This is a genomic window from Micromonospora sp. URMC 106 (assembly GCF_051386395.1).
GTDB lineage: Bacteria > Actinomycetota > Actinomycetes > Mycobacteriales > Micromonosporaceae > Micromonospora.
On record NZ_JBPQTP010000011.1, the window covers coordinates 1 to 22,293 of the forward strand.

Below are 22,293 nucleotides of genomic sequence, written 5' to 3' on the forward strand. Positions count from 1 at the left end.
GCCAGTCCGGGGTATAAATCAAATTGGCACTGGCTTATCAAGCACCCTGTTGAGTTCTCAAAGAACAACCACACACCGCCCGGAAACCCCACACCGTGGAGCCCCCGACCCGGGGCATTTCGTTCGCATCCCCAGCGCTTTCGCGCCGGGCACTTCTACTACGTTACCTCACCGTCTCCACCGTGTCAAACCGTTTGTCCCGGTCTGTCATGGTTCGTGCGGGTTGGCCCCGACGAACGCGCGCAGCGGTAGCCGCTGCGTGTGATCATCGGATTTGGCAGACCGGCCGCTCCGCGGTCTCCCGCGAGCTCGCCCGGTTCCCTGCCGGCGTCGAACCTTACCCGGTCGGCTCCGCTCCGCCAAATCCGCCTCGCGGCAGATCCGGTGGGCCCCGCCCGGCCCGGCTCGTCCAGGAGCTGACTCCCGTCCGGTCCGGCACCAGTCTGGCTCGGTGCTCCAGGTTCTTGCCCTGTTTGCCCCGTTCCGCGCTGGCAGAGAGAAAGTTACGCGTCTGCGGGTTTGAACGTCAAATCCGGGGGCGGCGTCCCCCGTCACATCATTACCGCCCGACTATCTGGCCTGCTCAGCGGTGATGCGGTGACCCGACGCGCGCTTCTTGTGCGGTCGCGTCACCCGCGGACACGGGTTACAGCGAACCGAGCGCCGCGGATATTCCGGCGACGACCCCGAAGCCTGTCCCTCAGTCGATCGACCGGTCGGCGCGCCGGCCGGCCCGCCAGGCGCGGATGCCGAGCACGCCGACGGTGGTGCCGATGGCCAGCGACGCCGCGATCAGCAGGGCATGGATCCACAGGAAGCCCGTGGCGGGGAACTCGCCGACCGTGCCGGTGGACCAGGACCGTGGGTCCTTCCAGATGGCGACCGCGAACCTCGGCCAGATCACCCAGGTCCAGATCCCCACCCCGGTGAGGAAGAGCGCCCAGCCGCGCGACAGCACCATGGCTGCCGAGTATGCCAGCGCCGCCCTACGTGCTGGTCAGGCGCCGGGGAGTTGCCGGAAGGTGATCGAGTGACGCAGGGCCGGCACCGGCGGGATGCTGTGCTGCCAGCTCGACCGCGCCGCGCCGGCGAGCACGTACGCCGACCGTGGCGCCAGTTCCACCTCGTACACCCTGCGCTCCTCGCCGGTGCCCCGCTGGAAGCGCAACAGGCAGGCGGAGCCCAGCGAGAGCCCGACCACGGTCGGCCCGAAGGCGGGGGCGTCGCGGTGCCAGCCGATGATCGATCCCGGCGGATACCGGGTGACCAGGGCCTGGGCGAGCGAGGTCGGCGGGACACCGGCGAACGCGGCGCAGCGCTCCCGGACTCCCGCCAGTTCCAGCGGCAGCGCGTCGCCGGAGGTGAGCTGGAACGAGCCGTAGTCGTAGTCGAAGCCGAACTGCCGGACGGTCCGGCGGGCGATCTGCCCGTGCATGCGGACCTCCCGGAAGTCGAACGCGGCGAGTGCGGTGAGCAGCGACCGCTCCTCGTCGGGGCCGATCAGGTCCGGCTGGTACGTCAGGCCCGCGGGTCGCTCGTGGATGCCCCGCATTCGTCCCATCAGCCCGACGGTAACGGCAGGATGCCGCCGGCGCGGACGCATCCGGAGTCCGGTTGCCGCATCTTCGGCATCTCGGCCACCGGGACACGCCGCGTTGTTTCCCGCCGGTACGGGTGGGGCACTGCTGTCGGGACCGGCGCAGACCGTCATCGGAGGTGACCCGTGCAGCCGTCGACGTTCAACCCCTGGACCTGGCGCGACCCGTCCGCCCTCGCCGGCGGGTATGCCCCGGCCAGCCCGGACGCCGCACCGCCGGAGAGGCCGGAGGGCACCGGCGACGGACCGGACGCGCCCGGCCCCGGCACCCCCGTCGACCTGGTCGGCTACCGGGTGGAGGCCGTCGACGGGCGGATCGGCTCGATCGACGAGGCCAGCGACGACACCGACGACCGCTGGCTGGTGGTGGACACCGGGCCGTGGATCTTCGGCCGCAAGGTGCTGCTGCCGGTCGGCACGGTGACGCGGGTGGACCACCTCGACCGCACGGTGCACGTGGACCGCACCCGGGAGCAGGTCAAGGAGTCGCCGCCGTTCGACCCGGACGGCTACCGGAAGCCCGACTACCGGGACCGGGTGGGCGACTACTACCGGGAGACCTACCGGCGGGGTTGACCGCCGGCAGGGGTCACCCGCGCACGGACGGACCGGTTACGGTGGGAGACATGGTCCGGCCGATCAGCTACGCGCCGGAGGTCGTCGACCCGGTCGACGGCCTTCCGCTCGGCGTCGTGACCACCTTCCCCACCAGCTCCGGCGACGGCCGCGAGCGGATGACCGACCTCCTTCGTGCCGGCGGACTGCGGTTCCGCGACGGCGGGCGATGGCGGTCGGCTCACTGAGCCGACCCCGACCGATCCCGGGACGACCCTCCCGGTCGGCGCGCGACCGCGCGCACCTTCGTCCGTCACGCACGAAAGGCGTACCACCGTGTCTGTTCCACGAATGCTCACCGGGGACCGCCCCACCGGGCGGCTGCACCTCGGCCACTACGTCGGCAGCATCGCCAACCGGGTGCGGCTGCACCAGCGCTACGAGAGCTTCTTCATCATCGCCGACCTGCACATGCTCACCACGCGCAACACCCGCGAGGACATCGAGCGGGTCGCGGTCAACGCCCGGGAGATGGTCACGGACGTGCTGTCCGCCGGCGTCGATCCGGCGCGGGCGGTCTTCTACCTCCAGTCGGCCATCCCTGAGGTCGGCGACCTGAACACCCTCTTCCAGAACCTGGTCACGGTGCCCCGCCTGGAGCGGGTGCCGTCGCTGAAGGACATGGCCCGCGACGCAGGCAAGGAGGAGATGCCGTACGGCCTGCTCGGCTACCCGGTCCTCCAGGCGGCCGACATCCTCTGCGTCAAGGGGCAGGTCGTCCCGGTGGGGAAGGACAACGCGGCGCACGTCGAGGTGACGCGGGAGATCGCCCGCCGGTTCAACCACCTCTACGGCGAGGTGTTCCCCGTGCCGGAGATGATCGCGTCCGAGACGCCGACCCTGGTCGGCACGGACGGCCGGGCGAAGATGAGCAAGAGCCTGGGCAACGCCATCGCGCTCTCCGACGACGCGGCGACCGTCCGCCGCAAGGTGATGGGGATGTACACCGACCCGAACCGGGTCCGCGCCGACGTGCCGGGCACCGTCGAGGGCAACCCGGTCTTCGCCTACCACGACATCTTCAACCCGGACCGGGGGCAGGTCGACGACCTCAAGGAGCGGTACCGGGCCGGGCGCGTCGGCGACGTGGAGGTCAAGGAGAAGCTGGCCGCCGCGCTCAACCGGTTCCTGGACCCGATCCGCGAGCGGCGGGCGCGGTTCGAGGCCGACCCGGGCCTCGTCGACGAGCTGATCGTCGAGGGCACCGAACGGACCCGGCGCGAGGTGCGGCAGACGCTCGTCGAGGCCCGCCGGGCGATGGGGCTGACGAGCGCGTACACCCAGGTGCGGCGGCGGGCCGAGCGGCGCCGCAAGGCCGCGGCCACGCCGGCCTGATCGGTCGTACGCGCGGCGACCGGCCCGGAACCGGACCCTTTGGTTCCGGGCCGGCGGCCCACCTCGAATTGGGATGAATGGCCGGCCGCCCCTGGGGCATGTGGAGCACCATGGGCGGCGTGCGACATGAGGCGGTGATGCCGGTCGTCGACGGGCTGGACCAGCTCGTCGACCTGCTGCGGAGGGCCGACCCCGGCGAGGAGCTGTACGTGCGGTGGTCCCGGGGCCCCGGCGCGGACCTGGGCGGGGGGCGCGGGTCCGGGCAGTCCAGCAAGGACGCGTTGACCGGCATCGACCTGCCCGGCCTCTCCGCGAACCCGCTCGCGGTCGAGTCGTGGTGGGGCGACCGGCCGCTGCGGCTGTGGGTGGCCCGGCGCCTCTACGACTACTGCCACCTGCGCGAGCTGCGCGGCCCCGGCGTACGGCCCTGGGTGCTGGTCGGGGAACAGTGCGGCCGGGGGCCGGACAACGAGCCGCTGGTGCACTGCCACCGGCCGGTCGCCTGGGTGTCGGAGCGGGCGCTGTGGGAGGCGGACCGGGCGGTCGAGGCGCAGGCGTCGTCGGAGTGGGGGCCGCTGCACCGGGCGGACTGAACCGCCCCGCGCGGGCGAGCGGAAATCGTCCGTTCGGCGGCGCGTGCGTCGATGGTCCCGCGGATAGGCTGCGCGCATCTGTGCGCAGCCCCATCCAGGAGGAACTTCTTTGGGCCGCAGTCTTCCGGCAGGTGCCCTGGCGACCACCCTCGCCCTCGGCCTGCTGACCGTGCCGGCCGCGCCGGCCGCCGCCGACACCGGCACCGCACCTCGCGAGCTCGCCGTCGTCCCGCCGGCGGACGCGACCGTTCCCGCCTACGAGGCGGTGTTCTTCGCCGGCCGCACCGGCTTCCTGCACCGGCACAACAACTCTCCCGACTACCTGTGGACGCGGTACGACACCGGTGCGACCGTCCGGGTCGAGGACCTGGCCGGCGTCCAGCCCTCGGCACTCAAGCCGGCCGGCGGCGACAGCGTCTTCACCACCGCCCAGGTGCCCGCGCGGCCGGCGCCGGGCAAGGTCAGCGTGCTCGACCTCGCCGACCGGAGCTGGCAGCAGTGGGAGATCCCCGCCGACCACATCGTGTGGGGCGTCTACGGCCAGCGGATGCTGCTGCGCAAGCCGCCGCTCACCGGCGTGACGTTGGAGCTGCGAAGCCCCAACGGTGACGGCACGTGGACGACGACGCCGGTGACCGGCATCCCGGCGGACGCCACGCCCAGCGGGCTGCCGCCGGTCGGGGACGAGACCTCGGTGGTGGTCGGCTACCTGGCCGACGGCGGGCAGCGGATGGGGCTGCTCGACCTCGCCACCGCGACCGTGGCGCGGATCCCGAACGGCGTCCCGTCGGCCTTCTGGCGCCTCTCGGGCGACACCGTGGGCTGGATGTCGAGCAGCGGCCGGTACCACCTCTACTCCCGCCGCGGCCTGACCAGCGGCACGGACACCTCGGCCCGGCTGGTGACCGTCCCGCAGGACAGCCTCCTCCGTACCGCCGTCGTGGACGGCGGGCTGGTGATCAGCCAGAGCCAGACCAACGACACGGGCGAGTATTTTCCGGCGACCTACGTGCCGGTGCAGACCACCGCGCCCCGCCCCACGCTGCTGCCGAGGATCTCCTGGGGTCTCCAGGCGCTCGTGCAGGGACCGGACGGCACGGCCCTGGTCGTCGGCGGCTCGGGCCCCTCGGACTGGGCGGTGCGGCGGATCACCGGGCGGCCCGGTGAGACGCCGATCGTCACGCCGGTGCTCCCTGTGCGGGACCCGCTGGCGAACGCCGGGATCAGCTACCGCCAGGGCCTGGTCCGGCACGTCCAGTCCCAGGTGTCGCCGAAGACGGGCGCGACCGAGTACGTCGCCGCCAACCACCCCATCTTCCCCGATCCCCGATACACGTCCGGGGAGCGCGTCATGCTGCGTTCGGCCCCGGCGCCGTGCGCCACGGACGTGACGTGCGTACGCCTGGTCGACGGCACCAACTCCGGTGCCGCGTACCTGGTGTCCGGCACGATGGACACCGTCCTCACGGTGGACACGGCCGCGGGTGGGTACGACCAGACGCCGCTGCCCACCAGGAACGGGCGGCTCATCGACGCCGCGGGCCCGCTCGTCCTCGTGAGCGACGGCGCCTCGAACAACCAGCACGTCGTCAACATCACGTCGAACCAGGTGGTTCGGACCGCGCCGAAGACCGGGGCGGCGCTGTGGTTCGACACGCTGTGGACCGCGACGGCCACGGCCGGCCAGCTCGCGGCGGTCGACCTGTCGACCGGGAAGACCACGCGTACGGTCTCGACCGGCGCGGCGTGCGTGCCGACCGAGGTGCAGACCGGCGCCCGCTGGATCTACTGGGCCTGCGGTGCGACCGGTCCCGCCGGCGTCCACGACCTGGAGAACGACAGGAGCCTCACGGTGCCGTCCGGGCCGGCGCTGCTCGGCGACGGCTTCCTGGTCCGGCACGACACCGGCGCCCTGCGGATGACCGCCTTCCACGACGGCACCCTCCACGCCCCGGTGAAGCTCGCCGACCTGCCCGCCGGCACCCCCGCCGACGGTCGCGGCGTCACCTGGGCGGTGGACCGGCACGGCTCCGGCATCGCGTACGCCGACGCCGACCGGGCGGTGCACGTGGTCGACACCGGGGTGCCGGGCACCGCCCCCCGGTTCGGCAGCGTGATCGCGAACGACTTGGTGTATCCGCGTTCCGCCGGCCTGTCCTGGCAGGCGGACGTGCGACCCAGTCGTCCGCTCTGGAGCTGGGAACTCACGGTCACCCGCAAGTGGACGGGCGAGCTGGTGCACCGCGCCGGCGGTGGCAAGGCACGGACGTACGTCCACCTGCGGTGGGACGGCAGGCTGCCGTCGGGACAGCCGGCGCTCAACGGGGCCTACACCTGGACGTTGAAGGGCACGCCCACCGATACCGCCGCGCCGGTCACGGTGGGCTCGGGCGAGTTGGTCGTCCACTGCGGCAGCTTTCCCTTCCGTGGCTACCAGTGCAGCGGCGGACCGGGCCTGCTCGGCGTCAAGTCCACGGGCGACGGCCACTGGTACGGGACGCGACCCACGTCGCCTCGCGGCCAGCTCTACAGCAACGGGTACACGGAGAACTGGTGTCTCAGCTGCTCAGGGGCCGAGCGGACCTCGGCCCTGGTGCCGTTCGGCGACTACAACGGCGACGCGCATCCCGACCTGCTCGTCCGCGACGGCAACGGGTACCTGAAGGCGCACCTGGGCACCGGTCACCTGGGCTTCGGTGGCGCGCAGACGGTGAGCCTGGGTGGTGGCTGGATGATGTACCGGTCGATCCTCGCGCCGGGTGACGTGAACGGCGACGGCCACCACGACATCCTCGGCGTGGACAGCACCGGCAAGCTCTGGCTCTACACCACCACCGGTCGCGGGGGCATCAACCCTCGCGTCCAGGTGGGCTCGGGTTGGGGGATCTATCCGCGCGTGATCGGAGTCGGTGACGTCAACGGCGACGGCCACGGCGACCTGCTCGGCATCGACTCCACCGGCGTGATGTACCGCTACCACAGCAACGGCAACAAGGGCTGGAACGGCCGGGTCAAGGTCTTCGCCGGCTGGAACATCTACAACTCCGTCGTGGCCATCGGCGACCTCGACGAGGACGGCCGCAACGACCTCGTCGCCCGCGACGCGGGCGGCATCCTCTGGCGCTACTCCGGGCTCGACAACGGCTCCTTCGCCGCCCGCGTCCAGGCCGGCAGCGGCTGGAACATCTTCAAGATCATCGTCTGACGGACCGTCGACACCGACCGCCCCCGGACGCCCACGGCGACCGGGGGCGGTCCCGTCTCTGGGCACAAAGACCCGGTGCAACCCCCCGGGCCGCTCGCGCGTGTGCCTGTGACGGCTGACGCCAGCCGCAGAACGGGGATGAGAGGCGACGTGATGCCATGCTGGTCAAGCCGATGGTCGTGACGCCGGACGACGCCCGTGGCAGCGACTTCGACGAGTTCTACCGGGCCAGGTTCCAGCCGCTCACCCTCCAGTTGTACGCGTACGCCGGCGACCTCGCCGAGGCGCAGGACCTCGTGCAGGAAGCCTTCTGCCGGGCGTACGTCCGCTGGCAGAAGATCCGGGAGTACGACGACCCGGCCCAGTGGGTGCGGCAGGTGGCGTGGAACCTCGCCACGAGCCGCTTCCGGCGCCGCCGGACGGCGGCCAACTTCCTCCGCCGGCAACGCCTGACGGTCGTCGATGGCCCCGACCCCAACCGGGTCGCCCTGGTCAGGGCGCTCTCCACGCTGCCGCCCAAGCACCGCCGAGCCGTCGTGCTGCACCACATGGCCCAGCTCTCCGTCGCCGAGATCGCGGCCCAGGAGGGCGTCGCCGAGGGAACCGTCAAGTCCTGGCTGAGCCGCGGGCGTGCGGCGCTGGCCAGTCAACTCAGAGGAGACGTGTCATGACCGAGCACGACGACGTCCAGTTGATCGACGAGGCCTTCCACCAACTGTCCGCCAGCCTCGGTCCCGCCGTGCGTCCTCCTGGCGGCGTACGCGACCTGGTCGCCCGGCGTCGCCGGACGCGGGTCACCACGGCGACCGTCGCGGCGGGCCTGGTGGCCGTGCTGCCGGTGGCGGCGTTCATGGGCACCGGCCGTGGCCAGCCCGGTCGGGACCCGGCCCCCGTCGCGGCCAGCGTCGGCGCCACCACCGGCACGCCGAGCGCGCCGAGCGCGAGCGCCACGCCGTCGCCGAGCGCGTCCCCGTCGGCGCCGGTTCCGGCACGCGGTGGCGGCCCCGTCACGCTGGCGGAGCTGACCGCCGCGCCCGTCGCCGTACCCGAATGGCCGTGGAGCGGTTCGTCCGGCACCGCATGCGCCGACGGCCTCGTCCGGCTGGCGTCCTCGGCGAAGGTCGGCGGCGCCAGGGTGGGCGTCGTGCAACTGCACCAGGCCGACCTCGACGGGGACGCCGAGCTGGAGACCGCCGCCCTGCTGCGGTGCGGCCACGGCGCGGAGCAGGTGGTCGCGTTCGACCGGGACGCCGACGGCCGCGTCGCCACCCTCGGCCAGGTCGTCGCGACCACCGCCGACATGCCGGCCATCGTCGACATCGACGCCCGTCCGCGGGGCGGCGTCACGGCCACCGTCGCCGACTCCCGCACCGCGACGGACCGGCAGCGGCAGGAGCGGCAGTACGCCTGGGACGGCGAGCGATACGGGCAGGTGGGCGGCGCCACCAGCTTCCCGGTGCGGCAGCGCCCGGTCGACCTGGGCCTGACCGTGGCCGATCCCGTCGCCGGGCCCGTTTCGGGGCCGTGCGAGGATGCGATGCGCGACGTCTCCGTGACGTTCACCGTCAAGAACCACAGCAGGCAGCCCTCGGACCGGTTCCACCTGGAGTGGCGGGGCGGCGCGTTCCTGCCGAACGGCTCGTACGACGGCCCCTACTGGCTGGACACCCCCGGCCATCCCGCCCAGGACGGCGGGCACCGGGGACTGAAGCCCGGCGAGAGCGTGGACCTGACCTTCACGTTCAAGATCGACGCCTGCGTGACCGAGTGGGGATTCACCACGGACATCCACAGCGGCCGGCCGGATCCCGACACGGGCAACAACCACGTGCTGTGGTGGCTCCGGACCGGGTGACCGGTCTGGCGGGCACGGACAGTTGCGGCTAGGTTGCAGCTTCGAGCATCCTTCTGCCTTCGATCGGGGAGTTCGGCGGCGTGTCGCACATCGAGAAGATCACCGGGGACCTCCGTGCGCTGACGGCCGGCGTCGACAGGGCACAGGGGTTGGCGGCCGCCGCCGACAACCAGGCGCAGGAGGTGGCGTTGCGCGCCGCCGGCGCCGGCTTCGCCGCCGTGGCGGCCGGCATGGCACGGGTACGCGACGCCATCGCCGGAATCCGGGGCGGCCTGGGCGGCGTCGCCACCACGATCGGCGAGGCCACCCGGGCGACCGCGGCCGTCCCGCAGGAGGCCACCCCGGACGAGACGATCGCCGGGCTGACTCCCGTGGCGAGCGCGATCGACGGCATGCGCGACGCGACGACCGCCGCCATCGCCCAGCTCGACGAGGCCAAGCGACTCGTCACCACCGTCCTGCAGGGCGGTCAGCCGGGACCGCTGGTGCAGGGGTTGGAGAGCGTCAAGCAGGTGCTCGTGCTGATGGTCCAGCGCACCGGCGCCGCCAGGCAGTCCGTCGACACGGCGGTCGCCGCGGCGCGGCAGCTGGGGTCGTCGGGAAACTGAGCGGGGCCGGCGGCGCCACGCCGACCGGCCCGACGCCCACGGATCACACCTCCACCATGCCCACCGCGGGCGGCGCCACCCCCGCAGGTCCCGCCTCCACCGTCCCCCCGGCGGGCGGCGCCGCCCCTGGCCTCGTGCCGTGGACCAGGCGTCCCACCGGGGTCCCCGGCGGCGCGCCGACCGGCCCACGCACCCGGATCCCTGCGAACGAGCGGCCGCCGGAGCGGCGAGCACTGGAACTGGAGAACGACGGCGCCGACAAGATCGCCGACAAGGGCTATCTGGTCCATCAGAACCCGACGAAGCAGGAGGTCGCGGCGGCTCGACTCCGCACCGGTGACATCGTTGGTCCGGCGAAATCGCCGGATTACCTGATCGAGGGCCACATCTTCGATTGCTACTCTCCCTCTCCCACCACTTCGGCCCGAGCCGTCTGGAGCGCCGTCAAGAGGAAGATCGATGACGCTCAGACCCAACGGGTGGCGGTCAACCTCCAAGACTGGCGGGGCGACCTCACAGCCCTGCAGAAGCAGTTCCACGACTGGCCGGTGCCCGGACTGGAGGAACTGGTGGCGGTCACCCGGAGCGGCACTATCGTCCAGTTCCTGAGGCGAACCTGAGGAAGGCCGAACACATGTCCATCACCTATCGGCTGACGCTCGCCAGTGACATCCCGTTGGAGCAGATGGCCCGATTGGCCGCGCCGGGTGCGACCGAGACACCGACGCCCGCGGGCAACCGCCTGCTGAGCGCCGACCTCAACGACGAATGCGGTTTCGTCGTCAGCATCACGTCCGGCAGACACGGCTACTACGAGGCCGAGGACGACGGCGGCCCATGGGTGTGGGAGCCGGAGAGCTACGTCGACGTCGGCTTCCACATGCGCAAGGACACCCTGACCGACCAGGGAAGGCCCAACATGCTGCGGACCGTGGGTCGGATCCTGGCCGACCGGCCCGAGGACGCGGCGCTGGTCCTCAACGACAACTGGTTGATGCTGACCCGCGTCGGGGGCACCGTCCGCCGGCACAACGAGGCCGACTGGTACGACGAGGCGTACGACAGCTTCCTGCCCCGGTGACCCGGTCACCGGGGCAGGGCCGAGTCGCGCGGCCCGGAGGGACGGGCGTCGCCGTCCTACGATCCGGGGCGTGGCGAACTTCGATACCTCGGTGGCGGTCGAGACGATCTGGCAGCGCCAGGCCGCCTGGTCACGGGCGGCCGTCGAGGCCAAGCGCGCGATCACCCGAGCACGCCTGACCGTCGCCGCGCTCACCGCCGGCGCCGCCGTGTGCGGCACCCTCGCCAACCAGCTCGGGCAGACCCAGCGCGGCGCGGGCCGGGCGCTCGCGATCGTCGCGGCGGCGGCGCTGCTGCTGGTGCCGGTCGCGGCCCGGTGGGCCGGCCGCGACGCGGTACACGCGTGGACCCGTCTCCGCTCGGTCTCCGAGGCGCTGAAGGCCGACGCCTACCGCTACCTGGCCGGGGTCGCCCCGTTCGGCGGCGCGGACCGGGACGCCGTCCTGCTCGGGCGGCTCGACGCCCTCATGGGGGACGCCGGCGACCTGGTCGGCCGCACCCTCGACGCGGCTCCGGCCGCCCGGCCGCTGCCGGCCGTCTCCGACGTGGCGACGTACCTGACGGAGCGGTTGCAGCGACAGGTCGACGGCTACTACCTGCCGCGGGCCCGCCGGATGGGCCGGGTGGCGCAGCGGATCCGGTACGCCGCGACGGCGCTCACGGTCGCCGCCGCCGGAGTCTCCGCGACGGTCGGGGTGCTCGGCGACAACCTCGGGCTCACCGCCTGGATCGGCGTGGCGGCGACCGTCACCACGGCGCTCGTCGGCTACGGGTCCGCGCAGCAGTACGAGCACCACCAGATCGAGTACGCCCGCACCGCCGACCAGCTCACCCGGCTGCGGTTGTGCCGCGAGGCCGGGCAGGGCTGGACCGACGACGACGCGTTCGTCGCGGAGGCGGAACGGATCATCTCGCTGGCCAACGAGGGCTGGATGGCGAGAGTGATCGAGCAGGATGGCGTAGCGCAGCAGTGACATCACACGCTGTGCCATATAGCATCGTCGATAGTCGTCGTTGACCGTCGTTGTGGGCGGCCGTCCGTCCACTCCCGACTCAAATGGGGGAACCGACGTGGATCGCACCGTACTTCAACCCGATCCGACCCCGCCGCCACTGGACGACCTCCGGCGCACCCCGCTCGGCCGGATCTCCCTCGACCGGGCCCGGTCCGTCGCCGCCGCGACCACCCGGAGGGAGGACCGTCCGGCCCGTGTCGATGTCGCGGCCTTCATCTCTGCGATCTGAACCGGTCGGGGCGGGCGGCGAGCCGACCGGGAGCGTCACCCCCCTGACGCAGTACGTGCTCAAGCTGGTCAGCCGCTGTGACCTCGCCTGCGACCACTGCTACGTCTACGAACACCCCGACCAGTCCTGGCGACGCCAGCCGCGGATGATGGCGCCCGCGACGGTGGCTGCCGCCGCGGGGCGGATCGCCGAGCACGCAGCGGCCCACCGGCTCGACGTGGTGCGAGTCGTCCTGCACGGCGGTGAGCCGCTGCTCGCCGGCGCCGCACGACTCGACGCCACCGCCGCCGTCCTGCGAGGCGCCATCGACCCGGTGGCCCGGCTCGACCTGCGCATGCAGTCCAACGGGGTGCTGCTCACCCCGGCGGTCTGCGACGTGCTGCTCGCCCACGACATCAAGGTCGGGATCTCGCTGGACGGGGACCGGGCCGCCAACGACCGGCACCGCCGCCACGCCAACGGGGCGAGCAGCCACCGTCAGGTGCTGCGGGCCCTGTCGCTGCTGCGCAGTCCCGCCTACCGGGCCGCCTACGCCGGCATCCTCTGCACCGTCGACGTCGCCAACGACCCCATCCGGGTGTACGAGGCGCTGCTGGCCGAGGAGCCGCCGCACATCGACTTCCTGCTGCCGCACGCCAACTGGGACAACCCACCCGCCCGTCCCGACGGCCGCGCCACGCCGTACGCCGACTGGCTGCTGGCCGTCCACCGGCGCTGGCTGGCCGACGGGCGTCCCGTACCGATCCGCCTGCTGGAGTCCCTGCTCTCCACGGCGTCCGGGCACGCCAGCCACAGCGAGGCGGTCGGCCTCGGCCCGGCCGACCTGGTGGTCGTCGAGACCGACGGCACCTTCGAACAGGTCGACTCGCTCAAGTCGGCCTTCGACGGCGCGGCGGTCACCGGCCTGGACGTGTTCCGGCACCGGGTGGACGACGCCGCGGCCCATCCCGGCATCGCCGTCCGGCAGACGGGTCTGGCCGGGCTCTGCCCGACCTGCCGCGCGTGCCCGGTGGTCCGGCACTGCGGCGGCGGGCTCTACGCCCACCGTCACCGTGCGGGCAACGGCTTCGACAACCCGTCCGTCTACTGCCCCGACCTGCTGAAGCTCGTCCGGGTGGTGACGGCGGCCCCGCCCGTCGACGAGCCGGTCCGCCCGGCCGACTCGCTCAGCCCGCGCGTGCTCGACGACCTCGCCGCCGGAGCGGGGACGGCAGGCTCGGCGGAACAGCTCGCCGCGATCCACCTGGCGCTGGTGCGCGCCCTGCTGGTCACCCTCGGCGACCGGATCGACGGTGACCCGGTCGCCGCCGCCGGCTGGCGGCTGCTGGTCGACCTGGACGACGCGCACCCGAAGGCCGTCCGCACCGTGCTGACGCATCCGTTCGTGCGGCGCTGGGCCCGGCGGTGCCGGGACGGGGCGGCCGACCTGTCGTATCTGGCCTGCGTGGCGGCCGCCGCCGCGGTGCACGCCCGGATCCGGGCCGACCTGCCCGTGCCGGTGCGCGACGGGCGGGTCAGCCTGCCGACGCTCGGCGCGATCGCGGTGCACGCCGAGCGGGGCGTCGTCCGGCTCGCCACCGACGACGGCGACGTCCGGGTCGGCGGGCGGCGGTTCAATCCCGACACCGACCCGGCGCGGGAGGACGACCCGGACGGCTGGCTGCCGGTGCGTACGGTCCGCGTCGACGGGCACCGACTGCTGCTGGAGGACACCGACCCGCACCGGGACTGCTACGACATCCCGGTCGAGCCCAGGCTGACCGGCGCCGCCGCCGTGGGGTGGGTACGGCAGCTGGAGCGGGCGGTGCGACGCGTCGACGCCGAGGCCGCCGACTACGCGGCCGGGGTCCGCACCCTGTTGCGGGCCGTCGTGCCGCTGCGTCCCGACGGCACCGGCCGGTACCGCAGCGCCGCCGCCGGCGCGGCCTTCGGCGCGGTGGCCGTCACCCCGGTGCCCGACGACGCCACCCTCGCGGTGCTGCTGGTGCACGAGGTGCAGCACCTCAAGCTCAGCGCGACGCTGGACGTCTGCGACCTGTTCGACCGCGACGACACCCGGACGCTGACCGTGCCGTGGCGGGACGATCCCCGCCCGGTCGAGGGCGCGCTGCACGGCGTCTACGCCCATCTGGCGGTCGCCGACATGTGGCGGCGGCGGCCCGGCCCGGTCGCCGAGGGCCACTTCCGCCGCTACCGCGCCTGGACCGACGGGGCGATCGACGCCCTGCTCGGCCTCGGCGCCCTGACCCCCGACGGCGACCGGTTCGTCCGGCGGATGCGAGCGGCGGTGGACGGGTGGCCGTGACCGGCGGCCCCGCGCACCCGCCGAGCCTGCGCCAGGCCGACGCCGCACCGGGCCGGCGCCCCGCGCTCGGGCGCGGGGCGCTGGCCGCGGGCCTGCGCGCGCTGGGACTGCCGCCCGGAGCCACGGTGCTGGTGCACTGCGCCCTGTCCCGGGTCGGCTGGGTCGCGGGCGGCCCCACCACGCTGCTGGCGGCCCTGCGGGACGTGCTGGGGAGCCGGGGCACGGTGGTCGTACCGGCGCAGACGGCCGGCAACTCCGTCACGTCGCGGGTGTTCCGGGCGGCGACCGCCGGGCTGACCGGGGCCGAGGTCGCGGCGGTGGAGGCGGCGATCGCGCCGTTCGACCCGGAAAGCAGCCCGTCGGAGGGCATGGGGATCTTCGCCGAGCACGTACGCCGGCAACCGGGCGCGCTGCGGAGCCGGCACCCGCAGACCTCCTTCGCCGCCCTCGGGCCCGGGGCGGCCCGGCTGACCGCCGTCCACGACCTCGCTTGCCACCTCGGCGAGCGCTCGCCCCTCGGCGCGCTCTACGCCGCCGACGCCGCCGTGCTCCTGCTCGGCGTCGACTGGTCCGCCTGCACCGCGTTCCACCTGGCCGAGTACCGACGGCGCCGGCCGCCGGCCGAGCGCGCGTACCGGTGCTACGTGCGCGCCCCCGACGGGCGGCGGGTCCGGCGGGACTTCCGCGCCGCGGACCTCGACGACGGCGACTTCCCGCTGATCGGCCGGGCGTTGACCGAGGCCGGCGCGGTCCGGACCGGCCGGGTCGGCGGGGCCGAGTGCCGGCTGGTGGGACTCCGGGCGGCCGTCGACTTCGCCCGAGGATGGATGGATGAACACCGACCGTGACGGGCGGGGCAGCCAGGAGTTGGTGGCGGTCGATACTGTGGTCAGCCGGGACTCGCTGCGCCGGTCGGGAGCGGTAGGTGACAGAGGAGAAGTACTGGGAGGACGAGAGCGCCCCCGTGTTCTTCCTCAGCTACGCCCGCACCAAGAACCGGGTGGCGGCGCCGCCGCGGGACACCAACCAGAAGGTTTTCCAGCTCTTCGTCGACCTCTCCGACCACGTCGTGGAGCTGCTCGGGCTCGGCCCCGGCCGGACGGCCGGCTTCATGGACCGGATGCTCGACGGCGGGCAGGTGTGGACCGAGGACCTCGCCTTCGCGGCCGGCCACTGCCAGGTCTTCATCCCGCTGATCTCGCCGCAGTACCTCAACAGCGCCTGGTGCGCCCGGGAGTGGGACGCCTTCACCCGGCGGCCGATCCTCACCCGCCCGGGCGCCGAGCCCTCCGCGGGGGAGACGCCGGTGATCCCGGTCAACTGGTCCGTCGTGGACCGTCGACGCCTGCCGGAGGTCGTGTCGCGGCGGCAGATGTTCACCCCCACCCGGTTACCCTCGGACATCGCCCCGCAATACCACGACGAGGGCATCTACGGCCTGCTGAGCCTCGGCAAGAACGGCAAGGACGCCTACGACGCGGTGGTCTGGCGGCTGGCGCAGCGGATCGCGCGGGCGTACCAGACGCACTGGGTGCGGGCGCAGGTCCCGACCGACGTGCGGCAGTTGCGCGACACGTTCGAGGAGGTCGGGCATGACGTGGTCTGACCTCCCGCCGGCCCGCGCCGTCCCCCGCCGGGAGACCTACTTCTTCCTCAGCTACGCCCACTCGGTGCCGCTGTCGGCCACGCCCCGGCCGGACACCGACTACTGGGTGAGCCGGTTCTTCCAGGACCTGGCCGCGGCCGTGCGGCGCGGCGCCACGAGGACGGGCGACCGCGACGCCGGCTTCTTCGACGGTCTGGTCAGCCCGGGGGCGGACCTCCGGCAGACGCTCACCGAGGCGCTGAGCCTCACGCACGTCTTCGTGCCGCTGCACTCGCCCAACTACTTCCGCAACGCCTGGGCCCTCGGCGAGCGCGAGTCGTTCCGCAGCCGGCTCACCCGGCTGGCCCCGGCGCGCGCCGAGCGGCACCTCCTGCCGGTGCTGTGGCTGCCGCTGCCCTCCTGGGGCGACCGCCCGGAGACCACGCGGGCCCTCGACGTGGTCGCCGACGCCGGCGACCGCGCCGACTACGCCGAGAACGGCCTGCGCGCGCTGTGCAAGCTCAGCGCCTACCGCCGGCAGTACGAGAGCGTCCTCGCGGCGCTGGCGGAGCGGATCGTCGCGGTGACCGAGACCCAGCCGCTGCCGCGCTCCCGGGCCGCGGCGCTGGCCAGTCACCCGGTCACCGACAGCGACGGCCCGGCGCTGGTGGTCACCACCCTCACCGACCACGCGCGGTGGCGGCCCTACGCGGGCCAGCACGAGCTGGCGGTGGCCGACTACGTCGCCGCGACCGCCGAGCGGCTCGGCCTGCCCACCCGGGTCGTCGACCTGACGCAGGCCCGGGCCCTGGCGCCGGAGAACCCCACGGTCGTGCTGGTGGACGCCGCCGCCGGCGCGGCGGCCGCCCGGTCCGCGCTGGAGGGCCTGCCCCGCTGGGTCGTCCCGCTGGTGATCGCCGCCGAGCACGAGCGTGGCGAGCCGGTTCCGGAGTCGATCGCCGGTACGTTGCAGGACGCCGGCTTCCCCCGGGTACTGCCGGCGCGCGCGATCGAGGAGTTCGAGCGCTGCGCCCCGCTGCTGGTGATCGAGGCCCGCAAGCAGTTCCTCCGGCACGGCCCGGTGGACCCGCCGGAGGGTTCGGCCACCCCGAAGCCGAGCCTGCGGGCGGTGCAACCGTCCGACGTGCCGTCCGGATCCACCCCGACCGCCCCGCCGGTGCGGTCGTTCGACGTCACGCGAGGGAAGGACGAACGATGACGCCATCGCGCGAAGGCCAGGTCGTCACCTTCTACTCCTACAAGGGCGGCACGGGCCGCACCATGGCGCTCGCCAACACCGCGTGGATCCTCGCCGCGAACGGACAGCGGGTGCTCGTCGCCGACTGGGACCTGGAGTCCCCAGGCCTGCACCGGTTCTACGCCCCGTTCCTCGACCCGGAACAGGTGGCCACCACCGGCGGCGTGATGGACCTGATCCTGGACTACGAGTGGGAGAACGCCCGACGACGCAAGGAGGACGGCGCCGGGACCGCCCGCCCCGGGGACTGGCACCGCGAGTACGCCCGGGTCCACCGGTACGCGTTCTCGGTGGGTTGGGAGTTCCCCGGCGGCGGCAGCCTCGACCTGCTCCTGGCCGGCCGGCACAACCCCGACTACGCCACCAGCGTGACCGGCCTGAACTGGGACAACTTCTACAACCGGCTCGGTGGCGCGCAGTTCTTCGACGCGCTGCGCGAGGACATGAAGCGGCACTACGACTACGCCCTGATCGACAGCCGCACCGGCATCAGCGACGTCGCCGAGATCTGCACGATCCACCTGCCGGACATCCTCGTGGACTGCTTCACCCTCAGCGACCAGGGCATCGACGGCGCCGCGGCGGTGGCCGCCCGGGTGCGCGACTACGAGGGGCGCCGGGCGCGGCGGGTGCTGCCCGTGCCGATGCGGGTCGACGACGGGGAGAAGGGCAAGCGGGACGCCGGCCGGGCGCTCGCCATGCAGCGGTTCGCCGGCCTGCCCGGTGGCATGACCGACACCGAGCGGCAGCACTACTGGCTCACCGTCGAGGTGCCCTACCGGGCGTACTACGCGTACGAGGAGACGTTGGCGACCTTCGGCGACGAGCCGGGCGGCCGCACCACCCTGCTGTCCGCGTACGAGACGCTGACCAGCCACATCACCAACGGCAGGATCACCGGCCTGCCCCGGATCGACGACCAGTTGCGCCGCCGGACGGTGCAGCGCTTCGAGCGCAAGCCGGCCGTCGTCGACGAGCTGGTCGTGCTGCGGCACGTGCCGGAGGACCAGGTCTGGGCGGAGTGGGCGCAGGCGGTGCTGAACTCCGCCGACCTGCGGGTGGCGACGGCTCCGCTCGACGGCCCGGCGCCGGTGCCGCCGGGCACCGGCTTCCGGGAGGTCCGCCTGGTCTCCCGGGCCTACCAGTCGGCCCGGCGCGCCCTCGGCGAGCCGGACGGCGACCGTGGCGCGCCGACGTGGCTGGCCGTGTACGTCGACGACACCCCGCCCGTCCCGGACGTCCCGGTCGGCAGTTGGACCGCCGTGCACGATCTCACGGCCGAGGACGCCGCCGGGCACCTGCTGAAGCTGGTCGGGCGGACGGTGGGCGCGGCGGGCCTGCGCCCCGTCCGCTTCCCCGGGGTACGCGCCGCGGTGTTCAACGCGCCGGCCCGCAACGCGCGCTTCACCGGGCGCGAGGAGCTGCTGCGCCGGCTCCGGGAGGAGCTGAAGGCGTCCGGCGGGGGCGGCACCCCGGTCGCGCTGCGGGGCGGGCCCGGCCTCGGCAAGACCCAGCTCGCGATCGAGTACGCCCACCGGTTCCGGGGCGCGTACGACATCATCTGGTGGGTCGCCGCCGATCCGCCGCAGTTCGTCGACGTGCGCATGGTGGAGCTCAGCGAGGAGCTGGGCCTGCCGACGCAGACGACGATGCCGGAGACCAACCGCGCGCTGCGGCAGCGGCTGAGCCAGACCGAGCGCCGCGCCGACGGCACCGCGCCGCCGCACTGGCTGCTCATCTTCGACAACGCCGACCAGTACGAGCACGTCCGGCCGTACCTGCCCCAGGGCAACGGCCACGTGCTGGTCACCACCCGTAACCCCGACTGGGGCGACCTGGCGCGGGCGGTCGACGTGGACGCGTTCGAGCGGGCGGAGAGCGTGGCGCACCTGCGCGCCCGTCTGGGCGAACACCTGATGAGCGTCGCCGAGGCCGAGAAGGTCGCCGACGCCGTGGAGAACGTCCCGATCTTCGTCGCCACGGTCGGGGCGTGGCTCGCCGACACCCGCACGCCGGTCGAGGAGTACCTGGCCGGGCTCCGCCGCACCGGCCTGGAGACCGAGGTCTGGGACCTCCCGCTGCAACGGCTCAGGGAGGGCTCGCCGGGGGCGTACCGTCTCCTGCAGCTCGCGTCGGTGCTCGCCCCCGAGATCTCCCTCGACCTGCTCTACGGCGACCAGGTCGCCCGGGTCATCGCCCCGCACGACCCCGTGGTCGCCGCCCGCGTCGCCGACCGGGTGTCCGAACGCGACATCGCCGCGGCGCTGGTGCAGCGGATGAACAAGCTCGCGCTGATCAAGCTCGACCCGCACGCGCACCGGGTGCAGGTGCACCGGCTGTTGCAGGCGGCGCTGCGCGCCCGCATGTCCGACGACGAGCTGGTCACCGCCAAGCACGAGGTGCACCGCATCCTCGCCGGCTCCCGTCCGCCCGGGGAGGTGGAGGACCCGGCGAACCAGCAGCGGTTCCGCATCCTCTGGCCCCACCTCGACGGCTCCGACGCCATCTCCTGCGAGGACGACAACGTCCGGCAGCTGGTCATCGACCGGGTCCGCTACATCTACGTCAACGGCGGCTACGAGCAGGGCGAGCGGTACGCGCGGGAGACCGACGCCGTCTGGTCGGAGCTGTTGTCGAAGCTGCCGCCGGACGGGCCGGAGCACCGCAAGCTGCGCGTCCAGCTGCTGCACCTGCGGTTCAACCTGGCCAACCTGCTGCGCCGGCTCGGGCGGTTCGAGGAGGCCCACCGGCTGGACGAGGACACCCTGCGCCAGCAGGAGGAGCTGATCGGCGACAGCCACCCGTACACCCTGATGACCGCCGGTGGCTACGGCGCCGACCTGCGTACGCTCGGCCGCTACCGGGAGGCCCTGGAGCGTGACCTGCGCACGTACGCCGCGTCGGTCGAGGTCTTCGGCGAGGACCACCGCCGGACGCTGACCGCGGCGAACAACCTGGCCGCCTCCTACCGGCTGATGGGCATGTTCGACAAGGCCCTCGACGGCGACGGGGGCACCCACCGCCGGCTGCGGGTCGTCCTCGGCCCGGAGCACCCGAACACCCTGGCGTCCGCCAACAACCTCGCCCGCGACCTGCGGGAGACCGGCGACTACGAGGGTTCCGTGGCGCTGCTGCGGGAGGTGGTGGCCGGCTACCGAAGCCTCTTCGGCGACCACTCCCGGGACGTGCTCACCGCCCAGGCCAACCTGGCCGTGTCGCTGCGCAGCACCGGGGAGATCGAGGAGGCGGCCCACCTGCTCGACGAGACCTACCACCGGCTGCTGGCCACCCTCGGGCCGACCAGCCCCGACACCCTGTTCAGCTGGCTCAGTCGGACGGCGAACCTGATGCTGCAGGGGCAGAGCGCCCAGGCGCTGGCGGAGCTGGGCGAGGTGGAGCAGATGTTCGCCCGGGTGTTCGGCCCCGAGCACCCGTACTCCCTGGTCTGCCGGGTCAACCTGGGCGTGGCCCTGTGGGACGCCGGCGACACGGGCACCAGCCGGTCGCTGACCGAGGCCACGGCGGAGGCGCTGCTCGCCACGCTCGGCGACCGGCACCCGTTCGCCATGGGCGCGGCCAACAACGTCGCGGTCTTCACCATCCTCGCCGGCAACCCGGAGGAGGGGCGCGAGCGGCTGCGGGACGTGGTGGAGCGGCTGACCGAGGTGCTCGGGCCCGAGCATCCCGACACGCTGCGCAGCCGGGGCAACCTGGAGACCGCCAACCAGGCGGCCTCCGGCGGGCGGGTGAGCATCGGCCGGATGCGGATCGCCGACCGGCTCGCCAACCGGATCGGGCAGCACCACCCCAGCGTCGTGCTGCTGCGCGACGGGCGGTACGTGCGCCGGGTCCTCGACCCGCACCCCTATTGACCGGGCCGCGCGCCGATCAGCAGGTCGCCGCTCAGCGCACCGGCGGGATCGGTGAGCCAGCGCAGGATGCGCGGCAGCTCCTCGACCGCGTCGAAGTGCGCCGCGCCCGGCCGGATCTCCATCTCGGCGCCGGGGATCTGCGCGGCGAGCCAGCGGCCGTGGCTGACCGGGGCGAAGTTGTCGTCGGCGCCGTGCCACAGCCGCACCGGCGTCAGGGTGGTGTCGATCGCCTTGAGGTCGAACGCCCAGTTGCGGCGGAACGCCAGCACGTCGTCGATCCACCCGTACGGGCCGGAGCGGAGGGCCTCCTCGTAGGTGTCCGTGATCAGCCGGCGCAGCGCCGGGTCGTTGACCGCCCGGCGGTCCGCCGCGCTCATCTCCGTCCTCAGGTCCGCCAGCAGGAGCCGGGGGTCCGCGGCGGCCCGCTCGGCGCGCTGGCGGATCTCCGCCACCACGGCGGCGGTGTCGGGGGTGCCCACCCCGAAGCCGCGCACGTTGCCGGTGTTCATGCCCCCGACCCAGTCCAGCTCGATCGCGTTCCACGGGGCGAGGCTCACCAGCACCGCCACCCTGCTCACGCGGCCGCGCAGCTTCGCGTCGGCGGCGCAGGCGAGGGCGTGCGGGCCGCCTCCGGAGCGGCCGACGACGGCGAACCGCTCCACGCCCAGATGGTCGGCGATCGCCTCGACGTCGCGGGCGGCGTCGGCGACGTCCCGGTCCTCGCGGCGGTCGGAGTCGCCGTAGCCGGGGCGGTCGTAGGCGATCAGGCGCACGCCCATGCGGTAGAGGACGATGCTGCGGGGCTTCGGGCCACGGCGGCTGCCGGGTGTGCCGTGGAGCAGGAAGACGGGGAATCCGTCGGGCGCGCCGGTCACCTCGTACGCCACGCGTCTGTTGTCCTCGCGTGTGGCGAAGTCGGCCCCTGGCTCGCCGTCTCGGGTCACCCCATCCTGCCCTTCGGTGCCGCAACCAGCCAATACTCGCTACCCGGCATCGAGTGAAGGCGATATCTGGCGGCCTCACTCAGCAAATGAGCCTAATGGTCGGGCCGGTCGCGCCGCTATGGCGAGCTCCAACAACCGGCCGGATCTGTCGGAAACGACACCTACCGGCCCACGTCGGCTGGAACTTCCGGCTGGT

The 22,293-nt window shown here is 73.4% G+C and carries 19 protein-coding genes; 16 read left to right on the top strand and 3 right to left on the bottom strand.

The window, feature by feature from the left end; genetic code table 11:
* Positions 1-700: 700 nt before the first annotated feature.
* Positions 701-961 (bottom strand): SCO4848 family membrane protein, encoded by a 261-nt coding sequence (locus ACSNOB_RS05615; RefSeq protein WP_436685540.1) that lies wholly within the window; start codon positions 959-961, stop codon positions 701-703.
* A gap of 36 nt (positions 962-997) precedes the next feature.
* Entirely contained in the window at positions 998-1,561 is a 564-nt protein-coding gene (locus ACSNOB_RS05620; RefSeq protein ID WP_436685542.1) for an alpha-ketoglutarate-dependent dioxygenase AlkB, read from the bottom strand.
* 162 nt (positions 1,562-1,723) lie between these two features.
* Between ACSNOB_RS05620 and ACSNOB_RS05625 the strand changes: the two genes are divergently transcribed.
* The 16 genes from ACSNOB_RS05625 (at position 1,724) to fxsT (ending at position 21,153) form a co-directional block, all read left to right on the top strand.
* Positions 1,724-2,173 carry a PRC-barrel domain-containing protein gene (locus tag ACSNOB_RS05625; protein ID WP_436685544.1) on the top strand — a complete coding sequence of 150 codons (450 nt, stop codon included), beginning with the start codon at positions 1,724-1,726 and terminating at the stop codon, positions 2,171-2,173.
* A gap of 50 nt (positions 2,174-2,223) precedes the next feature.
* Positions 2,224-2,400, top strand: coding sequence for a hypothetical protein (locus ACSNOB_RS05630; RefSeq protein WP_436685546.1), 177 nt, complete (start codon positions 2,224-2,226; stop codon positions 2,398-2,400).
* An 88-nt stretch (positions 2,401-2,488) separates the two neighbouring features.
* Entirely contained in the window at positions 2,489-3,547 is a 1,059-nt protein-coding gene (trpS, locus tag ACSNOB_RS05635) for a tryptophan--tRNA ligase (protein WP_436685547.1), read from the top strand.
* Between the two features lie 119 nt (positions 3,548-3,666).
* Positions 3,667-4,140 (top strand): DUF6098 family protein, encoded by a 474-nt coding sequence (locus tag ACSNOB_RS05640; protein ID WP_436685549.1) that lies wholly within the window; start codon positions 3,667-3,669, stop codon positions 4,138-4,140.
* Between the two features lie 109 nt (positions 4,141-4,249).
* Positions 4,250-7,345, top strand: a complete 3,096-nt coding sequence (locus tag ACSNOB_RS05645) for an FG-GAP-like repeat-containing protein (RefSeq protein ID WP_436685551.1) — start codon at positions 4,250-4,252, stop codon at positions 7,343-7,345.
* A 158-nt stretch (positions 7,346-7,503) separates the two neighbouring features.
* Positions 7,504-8,016, top strand: a complete 513-nt coding sequence (locus ACSNOB_RS05650) for a SigE family RNA polymerase sigma factor (protein ID WP_436685553.1) — start codon at positions 7,504-7,506, stop codon at positions 8,014-8,016.
* A complete protein-coding gene (locus ACSNOB_RS05655) occupies positions 8,013-9,200 on the top strand; it encodes a hypothetical protein (protein WP_436685555.1) in 1,188 nt (395 codons plus the stop codon). The genes ACSNOB_RS05650 and ACSNOB_RS05655 overlap by 4 nt, the downstream gene beginning before the upstream one ends.
* Positions 9,201-9,280: 80 nt before the next feature.
* Positions 9,281-9,808 (top strand): DUF6244 family protein, encoded by a 528-nt coding sequence (locus tag ACSNOB_RS05660; RefSeq protein WP_436685557.1) that lies wholly within the window; start codon positions 9,281-9,283, stop codon positions 9,806-9,808.
* Between the two features lie 233 nt (positions 9,809-10,041).
* The gene (locus ACSNOB_RS05665) at positions 10,042-10,428 is read left to right on the top strand and encodes a hypothetical protein (protein ID WP_436685631.1); all 387 of its coding nucleotides are present in this window, start codon (positions 10,042-10,044) and stop codon (positions 10,426-10,428) included.
* 14 nt (positions 10,429-10,442) lie between these two features.
* Positions 10,443-10,889: a SitI3 family protein gene (locus tag ACSNOB_RS05670; RefSeq protein WP_436685559.1), complete on the top strand. Its 447-nt coding sequence runs from the start codon at positions 10,443-10,445 to the stop codon at positions 10,887-10,889.
* 70 nt (positions 10,890-10,959) lie between these two features.
* Complete coding sequence (locus tag ACSNOB_RS05675) at positions 10,960-11,862, top strand: DUF4231 domain-containing protein (RefSeq protein ID WP_436685561.1); 903 nt, start codon at positions 10,960-10,962, stop codon at positions 11,860-11,862.
* Between the two features lie 242 nt (positions 11,863-12,104).
* Positions 12,105-14,438, top strand: coding sequence for an FxsB family cyclophane-forming radical SAM/SPASM peptide maturase (locus tag ACSNOB_RS05680; RefSeq protein WP_436685563.1), 2,334 nt, complete (start codon positions 12,105-12,107; stop codon positions 14,436-14,438).
* Between the two features lie 26 nt (positions 14,439-14,464).
* Complete coding sequence (locus tag ACSNOB_RS05685) at positions 14,465-15,286, top strand: aminoglycoside N(3)-acetyltransferase (RefSeq protein WP_436685632.1); 822 nt, start codon at positions 14,465-14,467, stop codon at positions 15,284-15,286.
* 77 nt (positions 15,287-15,363) lie between these two features.
* Positions 15,364-16,044: a TIR-like protein FxsC gene (locus ACSNOB_RS05690; protein ID WP_393108604.1), complete on the top strand. Its 681-nt coding sequence runs from the start codon at positions 15,364-15,366 to the stop codon at positions 16,042-16,044.
* Positions 16,031-17,242, top strand: a complete 1,212-nt coding sequence (locus ACSNOB_RS05695) for a TIR-like protein FxsC (RefSeq protein ID WP_436685565.1) — start codon at positions 16,031-16,033, stop codon at positions 17,240-17,242. Before ACSNOB_RS05690 ends, ACSNOB_RS05695 begins: the two co-directional genes overlap by 14 nt.
* Complete coding sequence (fxsT, locus tag ACSNOB_RS05700) at positions 17,239-21,153, top strand: FxSxx-COOH system tetratricopeptide repeat protein (RefSeq protein ID WP_436685567.1); 3,915 nt, start codon at positions 17,239-17,241, stop codon at positions 21,151-21,153. Before ACSNOB_RS05695 ends, fxsT begins: the two co-directional genes overlap by 4 nt.
* On the opposite strand, the gene ACSNOB_RS05705 is transcribed toward fxsT, so the two are convergent.
* Positions 21,147-22,097, bottom strand: coding sequence for an alpha/beta fold hydrolase (locus tag ACSNOB_RS05705; RefSeq protein WP_436685569.1), 951 nt, complete (start codon positions 22,095-22,097; stop codon positions 21,147-21,149). The genes fxsT and ACSNOB_RS05705 overlap by 7 nt on opposite strands.
* Between the last annotated feature and the right edge of the window lie 196 nt (positions 22,098-22,293).